Annotated in this window: 16 protein-coding genes; 12 read left to right on the top strand and 4 right to left on the bottom strand. The window is 64.9% G+C overall.

Features of this window, described 5'->3' with window-relative positions; all coding sequences use genetic code 11:
- Positions 1–115: 115 nt before the first annotated feature.
- A complete protein-coding gene (locus WN73_RS23405; RefSeq protein ID WP_271555050.1) occupies positions 116–1,657 on the top strand; it encodes an alpha/beta fold hydrolase in 1,542 nt (513 codons plus the stop codon).
- A gap of 107 nt (positions 1,658–1,764) precedes the next feature.
- On the opposite strand, the gene WN73_RS23410 is transcribed toward WN73_RS23405, so the two are convergent.
- Complete coding sequence (locus WN73_RS23410; protein WP_011088483.1) at positions 1,765–2,412, bottom strand: TetR/AcrR family transcriptional regulator; 648 nt, start codon at positions 2,410–2,412, stop codon at positions 1,765–1,767.
- A 247-nt stretch (positions 2,413–2,659) separates the two neighbouring features.
- Between WN73_RS23410 and WN73_RS23415 the strand changes: the two genes are divergently transcribed.
- From WN73_RS23415 to WN73_RS23425, 3 genes are read left to right on the top strand one after another with little or no spacing between them, the layout of a single operon-like run.
- Positions 2,660–3,202, top strand: coding sequence for an OsmC family protein (locus WN73_RS23415; RefSeq protein WP_011088482.1), 543 nt, complete (start codon positions 2,660–2,662; stop codon positions 3,200–3,202).
- Positions 3,203–3,237: 35 nt separating this feature from the next.
- On the top strand, positions 3,238–4,371 hold the full coding sequence (locus WN73_RS23420; RefSeq protein ID WP_271555052.1) for an acyl-CoA dehydrogenase family protein: 1,134 nt from the start codon (positions 3,238–3,240) through the stop codon (positions 4,369–4,371).
- Between the two features lie 48 nt (positions 4,372–4,419).
- Positions 4,420–5,298, top strand: a complete 879-nt coding sequence (locus WN73_RS23425) for a sulfurtransferase (protein WP_060908156.1) — start codon at positions 4,420–4,422, stop codon at positions 5,296–5,298.
- Between the two features lie 20 nt (positions 5,299–5,318).
- Here the strand turns inward: WN73_RS23425 and WN73_RS23430 are convergent, their stop codons facing one another.
- The gene (locus tag WN73_RS23430) at positions 5,319–7,247 is read right to left on the bottom strand and encodes a sigma 54-interacting transcriptional regulator (protein WP_271555055.1); all 1,929 of its coding nucleotides are present in this window, start codon (positions 7,245–7,247) and stop codon (positions 5,319–5,321) included.
- A 159-nt stretch (positions 7,248–7,406) separates the two neighbouring features.
- On the opposite strand from WN73_RS23430, the gene WN73_RS23435 reads away from it, so the two are divergent.
- The 4 genes from WN73_RS23435 to cynS all read left to right on the top strand — a co-directional run bounded on the left by WN73_RS23435 (position 7,407) and on the right by cynS (position 11,223).
- A complete protein-coding gene (locus WN73_RS23435) occupies positions 7,407–8,786 on the top strand; it encodes a CmpA/NrtA family ABC transporter substrate-binding protein (protein ID WP_271555056.1) in 1,380 nt (459 codons plus the stop codon).
- A gap of 163 nt (positions 8,787–8,949) precedes the next feature.
- Positions 8,950–9,789 carry a nitrate ABC transporter permease gene (ntrB, locus tag WN73_RS23440; RefSeq protein ID WP_097532156.1) on the top strand — a complete coding sequence of 280 codons (840 nt, stop codon included), beginning with the start codon at positions 8,950–8,952 and terminating at the stop codon, positions 9,787–9,789.
- A gap of 6 nt (positions 9,790–9,795) precedes the next feature.
- The gene (locus tag WN73_RS23445) at positions 9,796–10,719 is read left to right on the top strand and encodes an ABC transporter ATP-binding protein (RefSeq protein WP_011088476.1); all 924 of its coding nucleotides are present in this window, start codon (positions 9,796–9,798) and stop codon (positions 10,717–10,719) included.
- Positions 10,720–10,734: 15 nt separating this feature from the next.
- On the top strand, positions 10,735–11,223 hold the full coding sequence (gene cynS / locus WN73_RS23450; RefSeq protein WP_011088475.1) for a cyanase: 489 nt from the start codon (positions 10,735–10,737) through the stop codon (positions 11,221–11,223).
- A 116-nt stretch (positions 11,224–11,339) separates the two neighbouring features.
- Here cynS and WN73_RS23455 read toward each other — a convergent pair whose 3' ends face one another.
- The gene (locus WN73_RS23455; protein ID WP_060908152.1) at positions 11,340–11,663 is read right to left on the bottom strand and encodes a DUF1476 domain-containing protein; all 324 of its coding nucleotides are present in this window, start codon (positions 11,661–11,663) and stop codon (positions 11,340–11,342) included.
- 309 nt (positions 11,664–11,972) lie between these two features.
- On the opposite strand from WN73_RS23455, the gene purC reads away from it, so the two are divergent.
- Both purC and purS read left to right on the top strand, forming a co-directional pair.
- Positions 11,973–12,740, top strand: coding sequence for a phosphoribosylaminoimidazolesuccinocarboxamide synthase (gene purC, locus WN73_RS23460; protein ID WP_008974302.1), 768 nt, complete (start codon positions 11,973–11,975; stop codon positions 12,738–12,740).
- Between the two features lie 13 nt (positions 12,741–12,753).
- On the top strand, positions 12,754–12,993 hold the full coding sequence (purS, locus tag WN73_RS23465) for a phosphoribosylformylglycinamidine synthase subunit PurS (RefSeq protein ID WP_014494125.1): 240 nt from the start codon (positions 12,754–12,756) through the stop codon (positions 12,991–12,993).
- Positions 12,994–13,148: 155 nt separating this feature from the next.
- Here purS and WN73_RS23470 read toward each other — a convergent pair whose 3' ends face one another.
- Positions 13,149–14,165, bottom strand: a complete 1,017-nt coding sequence (locus WN73_RS23470) for a magnesium and cobalt transport protein CorA (protein WP_028173365.1) — start codon at positions 14,163–14,165, stop codon at positions 13,149–13,151.
- A 167-nt stretch (positions 14,166–14,332) separates the two neighbouring features.
- Between WN73_RS23470 and purQ the strand changes: the two genes are divergently transcribed.
- Both purQ and WN73_RS23480 read left to right on the top strand, forming a co-directional pair.
- Positions 14,333–15,034: a phosphoribosylformylglycinamidine synthase subunit PurQ gene (gene purQ, locus WN73_RS23475; protein ID WP_097532155.1), complete on the top strand. Its 702-nt coding sequence runs from the start codon at positions 14,333–14,335 to the stop codon at positions 15,032–15,034.
- The gene (locus tag WN73_RS23480) at positions 15,031–16,005 is read left to right on the top strand and encodes a tripartite tricarboxylate transporter substrate binding protein BugD (protein WP_060908148.1); all 975 of its coding nucleotides are present in this window, start codon (positions 15,031–15,033) and stop codon (positions 16,003–16,005) included. Before purQ ends, WN73_RS23480 begins: the two co-directional genes overlap by 4 nt.
- The last annotated feature ends 6 nt before the right edge of the window (positions 16,006–16,011 follow it).

Raw genomic sequence — 16,011 nt, forward strand, 5'->3', positions numbered from 1 at the left:
GGCAGTGCCGCATGCAGGAGCCTCAATCGCTCACCGGCGAGCGGGCTCGATCTGACTCGACTGTTATCGCTGGACCGTCCCCTGAGCGTCCCCCGGCCGGGGAGGGAGGATTTCCATGACGGCCTTCTCGCTGGGAACATTTGGCTTCCCCGAGGTTCATGCCGACGACCGCCCGATCAAGCTGGCCTTACGCAAGGGTCTTGCGCTGCTGGTCTATGTCGCGGAGGCCAAGGGTGCTGTGGCGCGGGACGTCGTGGCCACGCTGCTGTGGCCCGAGAGCCCCGGCGAGACCGGACGTGCGCGATTGCGGCGGCTGCTTCACCGCATCGAGCAGACGCTCGGCCAGCCGGTGTTCGAGACTGATCGCGCCAGCGTGCGATGGTCACCCGCGATCGCGCTGAAAGTCGATACGCATCTGTTCGAGAGCGCCTGCGACCGCGGCGACTTTGAGCAGGCCTGCCGGATCTACCGGAGTGACTTCCTGGCCGGCTTCGCGCTGGACGACTGTCCCGAATTCGACGATTGGGCGTTCTTCCGCCGGGAGGCGCTGCGGGGGCGGCTCATGAACGCGCTGGAGCGGCTGGTGCAGGACAAGAACGCCGCGGGCGAGCATTTTGCCGCCACGGTGCATGCGGGACGTCTGGTCGAGCTCGATCCGCTCAGCGAAGTCTATGGCCGCCATCTGATCCGCAGCCTGCTGCTGGCCGGTGACCGAAGCGCGGCTGAGCGGCACCACGCGGCGCTGACGCAGCGGCTGCGCGACGAGCTCGGGGTTGCGCCGGAAGCCGAGACCGAAGCGCTGATGAGTCCCGCGGCGACAGCGCTCGCCGTTCCGGCGACACGCTATGTGAAGGGCGCCGGCGTGCATCTGGCGTATCAGACCTATGGCAGCGGCCCGCTCGATATCCTGGTCATGCCCGGCTTCGTGTCGCATGTGGAGCGCGCCTGGGAGCATCCCGCGAGCCGGACGTTTCTGACGTCGTTGATGAAGCTCGGGCGGCTGATCGTGTTCGATCGTCGCGGCATCGGGCTGTCCGACCGGGTCGGATCGGCCCCTGGCATCGACGTCACCGCGGAGGATATCGGCACTGTCCTGCGCGCGGCGAATGCGCGCCGCGTCGTGCTGTTCGGCGCATCCGAGTGCGGGCCGGCCTGCATCAAATTTGCGGTCGATGAGCCGCGCCTCGTGGCCGGCCTCATCCTGTTCGGCGCCCTGGCCAAGGGCTGCTGGTCGCAGGACTATCCGCATGCGCTGCGCGCCAGCCAGTATGACGCCTGGCGCCAGCAGCTCGTCGCGCAATGGGGCGGCCCGGTCGGGATCGAAACTTTTGCGCCGAGCCTGGCTCGTGATCCCCAGGCGCGCGCCTGGTGGGCGGGGCTGCTGCGCGCGGCCTCCAGTCCCGGCGGCATCTCCGCGGTGCTGGAGGCGTTTCGCGACGCCGACGTGCGGCATCTCCTGGCGCAGATCGCCGTGCCGACGCTCGTGTTGCACCGGCGGGGCGACCGGGCGGTGCGGATCGCGGCCGGCCGCGACATCGCGAGCCGGATCAGCGGCGCGGAGTTCGTCGAGCTCGACGGTAACGATCACTGGTTCTTTGCCGGCGATCAGCAGCCGGTGCTGGCGGCGATCGGGGGATTTATGAAACGGACATTGTAGGGTGGGCAAAGCGAAGCGTGCCCACCATCTCGATCAACAAGGTCGCGAAGATCTGGTGGGCACGGCGCTTTGCGCCTTTTGCGCACCCTACGGGATCATGGCGAGGCTTACACCGCCTCTAACTGATCCGCGGCGCGCTTCTTCTTCGTTCTGGACTGGCCGAGCAGGGGGCCGGCCGTGAGCGCGGCCGTATCCGCCACGCCCGGGTCGCGCGAGATCATCGCTGCGACGATCGCGCCGTCGATGATGAGGCCGAGCTGGTGCGCGAGCACTGCCGGCTCGCTCGAGCCGAGCTCGCCGGCGAGCTTCTCGATGTGGCCGAGCACGATCTTCTTGTGCTTCAGCGCGATGTTGCGGAATTGTTTTGCGTCCTTGTCGTGCTCGCCGACGGCGTTGATGAACGGGCAGCCGTAGAAGCGTTCCTCGGCGAACCAGCTCTTCAGCGCGGGGAAGATGCGCGTGAGTTTTGCCTGCGCGTCGCCGCCGCCTTGCTCCATGGCGCCGATGAACCATTCGCGCCACTGCTTGCCTTCGCTCTCCAGCACCGCGTTGACGAGGTTGGTCTTGGAGCCGAACAATTTATAGAGCGTGGTCTTGGCCGTGCCGGCTTCCTCGATGATCGCGTCGATGCCGGTGGCGTTGATGCCGTTCTTGCAGAACAGATGCGTCGCGGCGCTCAAGAGGCGCCCGCGCGCGGATTCGTCTTCGCCGGCACCGGCGTGGGGCGAGATCTTCTTCGATGACGTCTTTGCCATGAGTCCAAACTTACCCGCAGCGACGCCGCATCAGCAAGCCGCATCTGTTCCGCGCTGAAAAGATTCGCAAAGCGCAACCCATCTGCATCGCCTTTGGGCATGGGGCGGCTGATCAATCCGCAGGCAGCGCCGGCTAAGCGGCTCCAATGCTTCGCCTTTTGTTTTTGGCCGCCTCTGGCACGCTCCATGCAAGGAAACAGACCGTTCGGTATCCTGCCGATTTCCTCGGCTGCCAGGGAGAAAACTGATGACTGCCGTCGTTCAAAAGACCGTGCTGACGGGTTGCCTCGCGCCCATCGACAAGAATGGCCTCGAGCAACTGATCGCGAGCGGCAAGGCCAATCCGAAGGTCGTCAAGACCTTGAAATGCAAGACGGTCGCGGAAGGAAAATTCCGCCACGCCAACTACATCCGCAATCTGCAGCCCTACATCGTCGACGAGCCGCCGGGCCTTCTGGGTGACGATACCGCGCCCAATCCGTCGGAAGCCTCGCTCGCCGCGCTCGGCTCCTGCCTTGCGGTCGGCCTGCACGCCAACGCCGTGCATCGCGGCTGGATCGTCAACAAGCTCGAGCTCGAGCTCGAGGGCGACCTCAACATCACGGCCGTGTGGGGCACCGGCGATGTCTCCGACAAGCCCGTTGGCTTCACCGACGTGCGCGTCAAGGTCGACATGGAGTGCGAGGGCATCTCGCAGGACGAGATCAACGCGCTGGTCGCCCATGTGAAGAAATGGTCGCCTGTCGCCAACACCTTCACCCGTCCGGTCAATCTCGAGGTCGGCATCTAGGCTGACGGCAACAGGACAAGGTGCGGGAGGCGATCATGGGTTCACTGGCTTTATCGCGGGTCGACGTTTTGGATCAGCCCGCACCGTCCATTGCAGGCGAGGTAGCGCGGATCGCGCGCGAGCAGCTCGCGCCGCTCGCCGCCGGTATCGACGACGGCTCGGTCTATCCGGCCGAGGTGCTGCGCGAATTCGGCGCGGTCGGCGCGTGGGGCAGTCACATGCCGCACGAAGGTCCCGCGGATTTGCGCTGCGCCATCCAGGCGATGGCGGCGATCGGCGAGGTCTGCGGCGCCACGGCGTTCATGGCCTGGTGCCAGAACACGCTGGTCTGGTACGCCGCCAACTCCACCAATATGAAGCTCGCGAGGCGCTTCGGCGATGCCTTCTCGACCGGCCGGGTGCTCGGCGGCACCGGGCTCTCCAATCCGATGAAGAGCTTCTTCGGCATCGAGAAGCTCAAGCTGAAAGGGCGGAAGGTCGAGGGCGGCTACATCGTCCGCGGCGCGCTGCCCTGGGTCTCCAATCTCGGCCCCGATCATTATTTCGGCACCATCTTCCAGTGCGAGGACGATCAGGGCATCGCAAGTGGCGAGCCCGGGACTGTGATGTTCCTGGCCGACTGCTCCGATCCCGCCATCACGCTCACGCCCTGCAAGCCGTTCCTCGCCATGGACGGCACCGGCACCTATGGCGTGCAGTTCCGCGACGTCTTCGTGCCGGACGAGCTGATCCTCGCCGATCCCGCAGGTCCCTTCGTCAAGAAGATCCGCGCCGGCTTCATCCTGCTCCAGGCCGGCATGGCGCTCGGCGTTATCAGGGATTGCATCAACATCATGGACGAGGTCGGCGGTCCCCTCGGCCACATCAACCGTTATTTGCCGCAGCAGCCGGTGCACTTCCGCGACCTCGCCGCCGAGCTCGAGGCCGAGACCATGGCGCTGGCGCGCGATCCCTACAACGCGGAGGAGACCTATTGGCGCAAGGTGATCGCGCTCCGCCTGCGCGCCGGCGAAGCCAGCGTCGCGGCGGCGCATGCGGCGATGCTGCATTGTGGCGCGCGCGGCTATCTCAAAAGCCACCGCGCGCAGCGACGCCTGCGCGAGGCCTATTTCGTCGCGATCGTCACGCCTGCCACCAAGCAGCTGCGCAAGATGCTCGCCGATTCCTGATCTTTGCGAGTCCACCCGAAGACCCCCAACCTCAACGGAGAGGCTGCCATGACTGACGTTCTGATTACTGCCGTCGAACTCGCCGATCTCTTGAAGCTAGAGCCGTGTGTCGTCATCGACACCCGCAACCCCGATGCCTATGCCGCAGGCCACCTGCCGGGCGCCGTCAACGTGCACGAGATTTTCACGTTCCTCGCGACCTCGACGCCTGAGGGCATGACTGAACTGAAGACGAAATTCGCCGACGCGTTCGGCGCCGCCGGTCTCTCCGGCAAGGAGACGGCCGTGATCTACGAGCAGTCGATGAACTCGGGCTTCGGCCAGTCCTGCCGCGGCTATTACCTGCTCACCATGCTCGGCTATCCCAAGGTCAAGGTGCTGCATGGCGGCTTCGATGCCTGGTCGGCCGCGGGCTTCCCGGTGACGAAGGACGTGCCGACGCCGGCCAAGGCTTCGTTCGCGATCGTGCCTGAGGCGGGCGAGATCCTGATCGATGCGAAGACCATGCTTGGCGCCGTCGGCAAGCCCGGCATCGCCATCCTCGACGTGCGCGATGTCGACGAGTGGATCGGCGACAGCTCGTCTCCTTATGGAAAGGATTTCTGCCCGCGCAAGGGCCGTATCCCCGGCGCGGTGTGGCTGGAATGGTACCGCATGATGAAGCCGACTGCCGAAGGCCCGCGCTTCAAGTCCAAGGACGAGATCTTGGCGGAATGCGCCACCGTCGGCATCTCGCAGTCCACACCGGTCTATCTCTACTGCTTCAAGGGGGCGCGGGCCTCGAACACGTTTCTGGCGCTGAAGAACGCCGGCGTGAAGGACGTGCGGATGTATTTCGGTTCCTGGAACGAATGGTCGCGCGATCCCTCGCTGCCGATCGAGCAGGGGCTGCCGATCGCATCCGAGGTGACGACCAAGGCGGCGTGAGTGTCGCTACGTGATTGTCGCTAACCGAAGGCCCGCGGACGGGACGCGATCCCCAGCGCCTTGATCCGCGAGGCCAGCGTGGTCGGCTTGATATCAAGCATCTCCGCCGCGCCGCCGGGGCCGAACACCTTTCCCGCGCAGGCCTCGAGCGCGGCGAGAATATTGGCGCGCTCGTGATCGCGCATCTCCGCTGACGTCATGACCGCGGGCCGCGCATCGGCCTTCTGGCGCGCGGTGCCGGCCGGAGCTGGCGCGCCGGAGGTATCAGGCAGGTCGATGCGCAGGCGGCCGTTCTGCGACAGGATCGCGGCGCGCTCGATCACGTTCTGCAATTCGCGGACATTGCCGGGCCAGTCGTAGCGCGTGAGCCGCCGCGCATCGCCTTCCGACAGGCGCAAATTCGATTTCAGCGCCTTGCCCTCGCGCGTCAGAAAATGCTGGGCGAGCAGGGGAATGTCCTCGCGCCGCTCGCGCAAGGGCACCGTCTCGATCGGAAACACGTTGAGGCGGAAATAGAGGTCCTCGCGAAAACGTCCGCGCTGGACCTCCTGCTTGAGGTCGCGGTTGGTCGCGGCGATGACGCGGACGTCGACCGCGCGGGTGCGCTCCTGGCCGACGCGCTCGAAATTGCCTTCCTGCAACACGCGCAGCAGCTTGCCTTGCAATTCGAGCGGGATCTCGCCGACCTCGTCGAGGAACAGCGTGCCGCCGTCGGCGAGCTCGAACCGGCCGATGCGGTCGCGCGTCGCGCCGGTGAAGGCGCCGCGGACATGGCCGAAGAACTCGCTCTCGAACAATTCGCGCGGGATCGCGGCGCAGTTGACGCGGATCAGCGGCCGGTCGCTGCGGGTGGAATCCTCGTGGATGGCGCGGGCGATCAGCTCCTTGCCGGTGCCGGACTCGCCGGTGATCATCACCGCCGCGGTGGTCGGCGCCACCAGCTTGACCTGGCGCAGCGTCTTCTGGATCGCCTCGCTTTGACCGATGATGCCGCGCGGATTGGTCTCGATGCGGATTTCTTCCTGGAGATAGGCGTTCTCGAGCTCGAGCCGCTCACGCAGGCGGTCGACCTCGGTGAGGGCTGCGTGCAGCTTCTCGTCGGCCTCGCGGCGCTGGCTGACGTCGCGAAACACCACGACGGCGCCGACCACGACGCCGCGGTCGCGGATCGGGGTGGAGGTGTATTCGACCCAGGCCGGCGAGCCGTCCTTGCGCCAAAACACCTCGCCGTCGACCTGATGCACGGCGCCGTCGCGGAACGCCGCGTAGATCGGACAGTCATGGTTGTGATAGTGCCGGCCATCGTGATGGGTGTGGTGCACGATGGGGTGGATCTCCTTGCCGACCAGCTCCTCGGCGGTCCAGCCCAGCATGCGTTCGGCCGCGGGATTGACGAAGGTGGTCTTGCCTTCCGCGTTCACGCCATAGATGCCTTCGCCGGCGGCGCGCAGGATCAGCTGGTTCTCGCGCTCGATGTCCTGGAACACCCGCTCGACCCGCTGCCAGGTCGAGATGCCGCTGCGCATGTGGTCTTCGGCGGCGGCATCGACATTGCGGCGCCGGCGCGCGTCGAGATCGGTCAGGGTGAGCTGCACCAGCGTGCGGCCGTCATGGGGCAGCACGCAGCCGGCATATTCCAGTCGGAGATTTTGTCCGGTGGCATGGCGAGGGGTGAGCGCCGTGGTCCAGTAGGCGCCCTTGTGCAGCACGGCCTGGGTGAACACGGTCAGGGCCGGAAGCTCGCCGGCGTGCAGGGTGCTCGCCCTGGTCTGCCGCAGCAGCGCGCGGTCGTAGCCGAGCAGGGCGCAGGCGGCCGGATTGGCGTCGATGATCTGGTCGGCATAGGGATCGACCAGCAGCGTGGCCTCGACCGAGGACTCGAACGCGGCGACGCGCGGATCGATCGCCTCGGCGGTATCATCGGAAACGAGCATTGGCGTCGTGGCCATCACGAAATCTCGTAATTGAACTACGAATTCTCGTTTATCACGATTTTTCGTAGCGACCAAGTGTGATGAAAAGTGCTGCGTCATCAAGGCTCTGGCCGACCGAAAGGCGATGGCATGCTCCTTGCGTAACTTCTTCTGCAATGACGCGCAGGAGGTCCGATGTCCACGTTCGACAATCCGTTTGATCCCAATCGCAACCTTCGAGCCGGCTGTGCCTGCGGCCAGCACCAGTCCGCGGCGGAGCACGAGCAGGCCACGGCGTTGCGCTGCGCGCAGATCGAGAGTGAGGAGAAGCGCTACGAGGGCGTCGTCGCCTCCGCCGTGATGCGCGCGATGTTTCCGCAGGACGTGGCCCGGCGCGCCTTCCTGAAATCGGTCGGCGCATCGACCGCACTCGCCGCACTGTCGCAGTTCTTCCCGCTTCAGACCGCGACCGAGGTCTTCGCGCAGGCCGGCACGCCGGAGAAGAAGGACCTCAAGGTCGGCTTCATCCCGATCACCTGCGCGACGCCGATCATCATGGCGGCGCCGATGGGCTTCTATGCCAAGCACGGCCTCAACGTCGAAGTGGTGAAGACCGCCGGCTGGGCCGTGATCCGCGACAAGACCATCAACAAGGAATACGACGCAGCTCACATGCTGGCGCCGATGCCGATCGCGATCTCGCTGGGGCTTGGCGCCAACGCGATTCCGTTTGCAGTGCCTGCGATCGAGAACATCAACGGGCAGGGCATCGTTCTGGCGACCAAGCACAAGGACAAGCGCGATCCGAAGGACTGGAAGGGCCTGAAATTTGCGATCCCCTTCGACTACTCCATGCACAATTATCTGCTGCGCTACTATCTCGCCGAGCACGGGCTCGACCCCGATACTGACGTGCAGTTGCGCTCGGTGCCGCCGCCGGAGATGGTCGCGAACCTCCGCGCCGACAACATCGACGGCTTCCTCGCGCCCGACAACATTTGCCAGCGCGCGATCTATGACGGCGTCGGCTTCATGCACCTGCTCTCGAAGGAGATCTGGGACGGCCATCCCTGCTGCAGCTTTGCCGCCAGCCGCGAATTCATCGCCGCGGCGCCGAACAGCTTTGCCGCGCTGACGCGCGCCATCGTCGATGCCACCGCCTACGCGTCGAAGGCGGAGAACCGCAAGCAGATCGCGGAGGCCATCGCGCCCGCCAACTACATCAACGCGCCGGTCACGGTGCTGGAGCAGGTCCTGACCGGCACCTATGCCGACGGCCTCGGCGGCGTGAAGACCGACGCCAAGCGCGTCGATTTCGATCCGTTCCCCTGGCAGTCGTTTGCGGTGTGGATGCTGACGCAGATGAAGCGCTGGGGCCAGATCAAGGGCGACGTCGACTACAAGGCGGTGGCCGAGCAGGTGTATCTGGCGACGGATACCAAGAAGCTGATGACCGAGATGGGCCTGTCGCCGCCGGCAACCGCCTACAAGTCGTTCGCGGTGATGGGCAAGACTTTCGATCCGGCAAAGCCCGAGGATTACCTCGCGAGCTTCAAGATCAGGAAGGCGTCGTGATGGGGGGCGCTCTCTCGTCGTCCCGGCGAAGGCCGGGACCCATAACCCCAGGGAGAAGTTTGGCGAAGACTAGTCGTTCGGTACTTCTACCGGACGCGATCGATAGATTCCGCGGTATGGGTCCCGGCCTTCGCCGGGACGACGCGTGGAGAGGTCTTGCGCGATGAGCACCAACCTCCGCCTCCGCGCTGGCCTCGTCTCGATCGTGCTGCTGGCCGCGTTCCTCGGCATCTGGCATCTCGCCACGCGCTCGACGGCGCCGGTCGCGACGATGAGTCCGGAATATGCCAAGCTGATGGGCCTGACCGCGACGCAGGGCAAATCCGCCATGCCCGGGCCGCTCGATGTCGGCGCCAAGCTCTGGGAGCACGTGAGGAGGCCGTTCTACGACAACGGGCCCAACGACAAGGGGCTCGGCATCCAGCTTGCCTATTCGATCGCGCGGGTCGGCACCGGTTATCTGCTCGCCGTGCTCGTCGCCATTCCACTCGGCTTTTTGATCGGCATGTCGCCGTTGCTGAGCAAGGCGCTCGACCCCTTCATCCAGGTCTTGAAGCCGATCTCGCCGCTCGCCTGGATGCCGCTGGCGCTCTACACCATCAAGGATTCCTCGATCTCGGCAATCTTCGTGATCTTCATCTGCTCGATCTGGCCGATGCTGCTCAATACCGTGTTTGGCGTTGCCAGCGTGCGCAAGGAATGGATCAACGTCGCGCGCACGCTCGAGGTCGGCACCATCAGGCGCGCCTTCACGGTGATCCTCCCCGCAGCGGCGCCGACGATCCTGACCGGCATGCGAATTTCCATCGGCATCGCCTGGCTCGTGATCGTCGCGGCCGAAATGCTCGTCGGCGGCACCGGCATCGGCTACTTCGTCTGGAACGAATGGAACAACCTCTCGATCACCAACGTCATCATAGCGATCCTCTTGATCGGGATCGTCGGCATGCTGCTCGACCAGATCCTCGCGCGCTTCACGCGCATGGTCACGTTTCCGGAGTAGGGGCCGATGACCGACAAATTCATCTCCATCGAAGGCATCGCAAAACGCTATCCGGGTGCGGGCGGTGCCACGACCACAGTGTTCGAGAATCTCTGGCTGTCGATGCCGCGGGGCGAGTTCTGCTGCGTGATCGGCCATTCCGGCTGCGGCAAGACCACCGTGCTCAACATTCTCGCCGGCCTCGATGCGCCGAGCGAGGGTGCGGTTATCGTGGACGGGCAGGCGATCTCGGGCACCAGCCTCGACCGCGCCGTGATCTTCCAGAGCCACGCGCTGCTGCCCTGGCGCACCGTGCTCGGCAACGTCGCCTATGCCGTGAGCTCGAAATGGCGGAGCTGGGATCGGGCGAAGGTCAAGGCGCATGCGCAAACCTTCATCGATCTCGTGGGCCTGACGGGTTCGGAGCACAAGCGTCCCTCGGAACTCTCCGGCGGCATGAAGCAGCGCGTCGGTATTGCCCGTGCGCTCTCGATCACGCCGAAAATGATGCTGATGGACGAGCCGTTCTCGGCGCTGGACGCGCTGACGCGCGGCACGCTTCAGGACGAGGTGCGGCGCATCTGTCTGGAGACCGGGCAGACCGCGTTCATGATCACCCACGACGTGGACGAGGCGATCTATCTCGCCGACAAGATCTTCCTGATGACCAACGGGCCCGGCGCGGTGCTGGCCGAGGTCGTTGAAAATCCGCTGCCGAAGGATCGCGGCCGCACCGATCTGCATCGCCATCCTCTGTACTATGCGCTGCGTAACCACATCATCGATTTCCTGGTGACGCGCAGCAAGACATTCGCGGCCGAGAAGCCCGATCACGATCCGCGCAACGTGCCCGTGGTGCATATCGGCAAGCCCGGACTGACGGTCGCAACTGGCGGCGAAGAGCAACGACAGACTTGGACACCCGGGACCAGTCCCGGACTCACTGCCTAAAAAGGAGATCCTGACATGAAACGCGAAGACCTCACCGAGAAGCTGCTCGACATCAAGCGCGAGAAGGGCTGGAGCTGGAAATACATTTGCGAGCAGATCGGCGGCTATGCGGAGGTGCTGATCGTCGGCGCGATCCTCGGCCAGATGAAACTGACGAAACCCCAGGCCGCCAACGCCGGCGAGCTGTTCGGCCTGTCGAAGGCCGAGACCGCGATGCTCAACGAGGTGCCGATGCGCGGCACTGGCACGCCGATGCCGCCGACCGATCCCTTGATCTACCGCTTCTACGAGATGGTGATGGTGAACGGCCCGGCCTGGAAGGCGCTGATCGAGGAGGAATTCGGCGACGGCATCATGTCGGCGATCGACTTCGACATGGGGATCGAGCGCGTCGCCAACCCCAAGGGCGACCGCGTCAAGATCACCATGAGCGGCAAGTTCCTGCCGTACAAATATTACGGCGCCAGCGGCAACGTGCCGGAGTACGGCTTCAAGGAGGGGTGATCTCCCGCTCCGTCATTCCGGGACGATGCGAACCATCGGACCCGGAATCTCGAGATTCCGGGTTCGGTCCTCACGGACCGCCCCGGAATGACTACGAGTGTGGGACGCGCGCGGCGCTACTTCCCCGCTTTCACCTCGGCCGCGGCCACAGCGAGCAACTCGCTCATCTTGGCGCGAATCGCCTGCTCGGTGACGACGACGCTCTTGGTGGCGAAATCGGCCATGAGCTTGCGCAGGACGTCGGCGTCGCCAGCTTCCTCGAAATCGGCCGCGACCACCTCCTTAGCGTAGGCCGTGGCGGCTTCCCCTGATATGCCGAGCTTTTCCGCGGCCCACAGCCCGAGCAGCCGGTTGCGGCGGGCCTCCGCCTTGAACTTCTGCTCCTCGTCGAGGGCAAACTTCTTCTCAAAGCCTTCCTCGCGCTTGTTGATCTCGCTCATGCCTTTTCCAATTCCCTGCTGACTGGACCCGGCGGCCCTCGTTGCGAGAGCCCCGGCGCATGCCTAGATAAGGAGCACGAATCGGCAAAACAACGAGCCGTTAAGCCGCAGGCAAAACGGTATAAGTTGGTGCCGGACGGCCGGATCGATTGTGCTCGGACAGCCAATCGGATAGGTTGCCTAAAGGCTTGGTTCCCGTTCTGTTTCTACGGGTTCCCGGCTGTTCACGGCAGCTCCGCTGTGGGTCGTAATCCTAGTCAACCGGAGCACACCAAATTCATGGATTTCAACAAAACACGGTACATCCCAATGAGCCGTCGGCGTCGCATTTATGAAGGCAAGGCAAAGGTTCTTTACGAAGGCCCGGAGCCCGGTACCCTGATCCAGCACTTCAAGGATGACGCCACCGCGTTCAATGCGAAAAAGCATCAGGTGATCGAGGGCAAGGGTGTCCTCAACAACCGGATCTCGGAGTACCTGTTTCAGCACCTCAACGACATCGGGGTGCCGACCCACTTCATCCGCCGCCTCAACATGCGCGAGCAGTTGATTCGCGAGGTCGAGATCGTGCCGCTGGAAGTGGTGGTGCGGAACGTTGCCGCCGGCTCGCTGTCGCAGCGCCTCGGCATCGAGGAGGGCACGCAGCTGCCCCGTTCGATCATCGAATTCTACTACAAGAACGACCAGCTCAACGACCCCATGGTGTCGGAAGAGCACATCACCGCCTTCGGCTGGGCGACGCCCCAGGAGATCGACGACATCATGGCGCTCGCCATCCGCGTCAACGACTTCCTCACCGGCCTCTTCCTCGGCATCGGCATCCGCCTCGTCGACTTCAAGATGGAGTGCGGGCGGCTGTTCGAGAACGAGATGATGCGGATCATCGTCGCCGACGAGATCTCGCCGGATTCCTGCCGCCTGTGGGACATCAAGTCGAACGAGAAGCTCGACAAGGATCGTTTCCGCCGGGATCTCGGCGGGCTGCTGGAGGCCTATACCGAAGTTGCAAAGCGCCTCGGCATCCTCATGGAGAACGAGCGTCCGGCGGGCTCCGGCCCGGTGCTGGTGAAGAGCTAAAGGGGTTTTCGACGTGAAGGCACGTGTCACCGTTACCTTGAAAACGGGCATCCTCGATCCGCAAGGCAAGGCGATCGAAGGCGCGCTGAAGTCGCTCGGCGTCGACGGCGTCGCCAGCGTCCGCCAGGGCAAGGTGTTCGACATCGAGCTCGCCGGCGCCGACAAGGCAAAGGCAGAGGCGGCGCTGAAGGAAGCCGCCGACAAGCTGCTGGCGAACACCGTGATCGAGAACTACCGGGTCGAGATCGTTTAGCCCTGCCTTGTTGCCCCTCATGGTGAGGAGGCCCGAAAAGCGCCGTCTCGAACAATGCAGGCCCGGCTCTCGCACCTTGGCCTCCATCCTTCGAGACGCGCGCAGAGGGCGCGCTCCTCAGGATGAGGAGCTAAGTTGGCCGTGTACGTTCGCGCTCACAGCCACCCGACGCGGCGGAAGCGCCAGTACAACCCGAGGCAGGCGAGCGCCATCAATCCCAACACGATGAAGTAGCCGTATTCCAGCTGTAGCTCCGGGATGTACTTGAAGTTCATCCCGTAGATGCCGGCGACTGCGGTCGGGACGGCCAGGATCGCGAGCCACGAGGCGAGCTTCTTGGAGACCGCCGTCTCCTGCGCCTGGCCCACCAGCAGGCTCGCTTCGAAGGCGAAGGCCAGCACCTCGCGCATGGAATCGATGCGCTCCTGGATGTTCCTGACGTGGTCGGTGACGTCGCGGAACAGCGGTTGCATTGTCGCGCGCACCATCGCCAGCTCGTCATGCTCCAGACGGCGGCAGACCTCCACCAGCGGGCCGATCGCATTCCTGAGCCGCAGCAGGTCGCGGCGCAGCATGTAGAGCCGCTCGATCTGCGCCTTGCTGATCGGCTTGGAGAGCACGTCGTCCTCGATGCCCTCGACCTCGTCGTGGATGCTCTCGAGCACCGGCGAGTAGTTGTCGACGATGAAATCGAGGATGGCGTAGAGGATGTAGTCCTCGCCGCGCGCGAGCGCCCGCGGGCAGCTTTCGCAGCGCTCGCGTACCGGCGTGTAGGAGGTCGAGGCGCCATGGCGAACCGAGACCAGATAGCCTTCGCCGACGAAAATGTGCGTCTCGCCGAAGGCGATCCGGCCCTCGATCAGCTGCGCCGTCCGCGCCACGATGAACAGGGCCTCGCCGTATTGCTCGATCTTGGGCCGCTGGTGGGCGTGGGCGGCGTCCTCGATCGCGAGATCGTGCAGGTCGAACTGCTTCTGCACGGCGCCGAGCAGGGCCGTGTCCGGCTCGTGCAGCCCGATCCAGACCACGTGGCCGGGCTTGGCCCGCCAGCTCGAGGCCTCGCTGATGGCGATGTTGGCGACGCGCCGGCCGTCGACATAGGCACCCGCGGCGACGACGCCCTCGGTGGACACCGGCTGGGAGGAGGATGCAGGCAGCGACGGGACGTTCATGGCTGCAATCCCGGGCAAAATCGTCAGGCAAAAGCGCCGTGGCTATGGCCTGTGTACAAGGCCGTCCGGCGAGGCTAGCACTGGTAAAATCCCCGTCAAATGGCTATGTCTCTGCACGAATTGGCCCTTTGGCCAGCCCGATTCCCGTCACCGTCGGAACCCCTGCCATGAAAGCCGCCATCCTCGTCTTTCCCGGAATCAACCGCGAGCGTGACATGGCGCGCGCGCTGAGGCTGATCTCGGGCAGCGAGCCCGCGATGGTCTGGCACGCCGAGACGTCGCTGCCTGCGGGCACCGATCTCGTGGTCGTGCCGGGTGGGTTCTCCTATGGCGATTACCTGCGCTGTGGCGCAATCGCCGCGCGTGCGCCGGTGATGGACGCGGTGCGCGATTATGCGGCGAAGGGCGGCCTCGTGCTCGGCGTCTGCAACGGCTTTCAGATCCTCTGCGAGTCCGGCCTGCTGCCCGGCGTCTTGATGCGCAATGCGCGGCTGAAATTCATCTGCCGCGACGTGCATCTGCGCGTCGAGCGTTCCGACACGCCGTTCACCCGTGGCTACAATGCCGGCCAGGTGATCCGCGTGCCCGTCGCCCATGGCGAGGGCAATTACGAGGCGGACGAAGAGACCATCAAGCGGCTCGAAGGCGAGGGGCGGGTGCTCTACCGCTATTGCTCGGCCGAGGGCGTGGTCGACGAGGCCGCCAACATCAACGGCGCGGCGCATTCGATCGCCGGCATCGTCAACGACAAGGGCAATGTGCTCGGCATGATGCCGCATCCGGAAAACCACGTCGAAGACATCATGGGCTGCACTGACGGCCGCGGCCTGTTCGCCGGTCTCGCCCAGCATCTGGAAAAGGCCGCGTGATTTCACCCGTGTTGAAGCGGCTGTCGGTCGCTGCCGCCGTCGCTGCGTTCGCTACGGCCGCGTTCGCCCAGGATTTCCCCAAGCGTCCGATCACCATGATCGTGCCGTTCGCGGCCGGCGGCACCTCGGACGTGATCGCGCGCACCGTCGCCGAGCAAATGAGCGTCGCGCTCGGCCAGACCATCGTGATCGAGAACGTTGCGGGTGCCGGCGGTTCGACCGCGCTGGCGCGCGCCTCACGCGCCGAGCCCGACGGCTACACGATTGCGATCGGTAATGCCGGCACCAATGCCGCGACCTACACGATCTATCCGAAGCTGCCGTTTACGCCGGACTCCTTCGTGCCGATCGCGATGGTGGCGAAGACGTTCGGCATCATCGCGCTGCGCAAGGATTTTCCGGCGAAGGATCTCAAGGAGTTCATCGCCTACGCCAAGGCCAATCCGGCCAAGATCAATCTCGGCCATGCCGGCGTCGGCTCCTCGAACTATCTGATCTGCAAGAGCTTCGTCACCGCCGCCGGGATCGACGCGACGCTGGTCGGCTATCGCGGCGCAGCCCCTGCGCTGACCGATGCGATCGGCAGCCAGATCGACGGCGTCTGCGACGCGGCGGCCTCGGTCTCGCAGTCGATCAACGAGAAGCTGGTGAGGGGACTCGTGGTCGGCTCGACCGTACGGCTCGCGACGTTGCCGGACCTGCCGACGTCGTCTGAAGCCGGGCTGCCGGAGTTCGAGGCGCAGGGCTGGAACGGCCTGTTCGCGCCCAAGGGCACGCCGCCGGCCGTCATCGCCAGGCTGAATGCGGCGGCGCGCACCGCGGTCGAGACCGATGCGGTCAAGAAGCGCTTTGCCGACCTGTCGACCGTCGCGCCCGACGACAACGAGCATACGCCGGAGCTGCTTCAGCAACTGGTGACGCGCGACGTCGAGAAATACCGGAAGATGCTGGCGGACGACGCCAAGCAATAGCGCCTC

This window comes from Bradyrhizobium sp. CCBAU 45394, from assembly GCF_028128655.1.
Lineage (GTDB): Bacteria > Pseudomonadota > Alphaproteobacteria > Rhizobiales > Xanthobacteraceae > Bradyrhizobium > Bradyrhizobium diazoefficiens.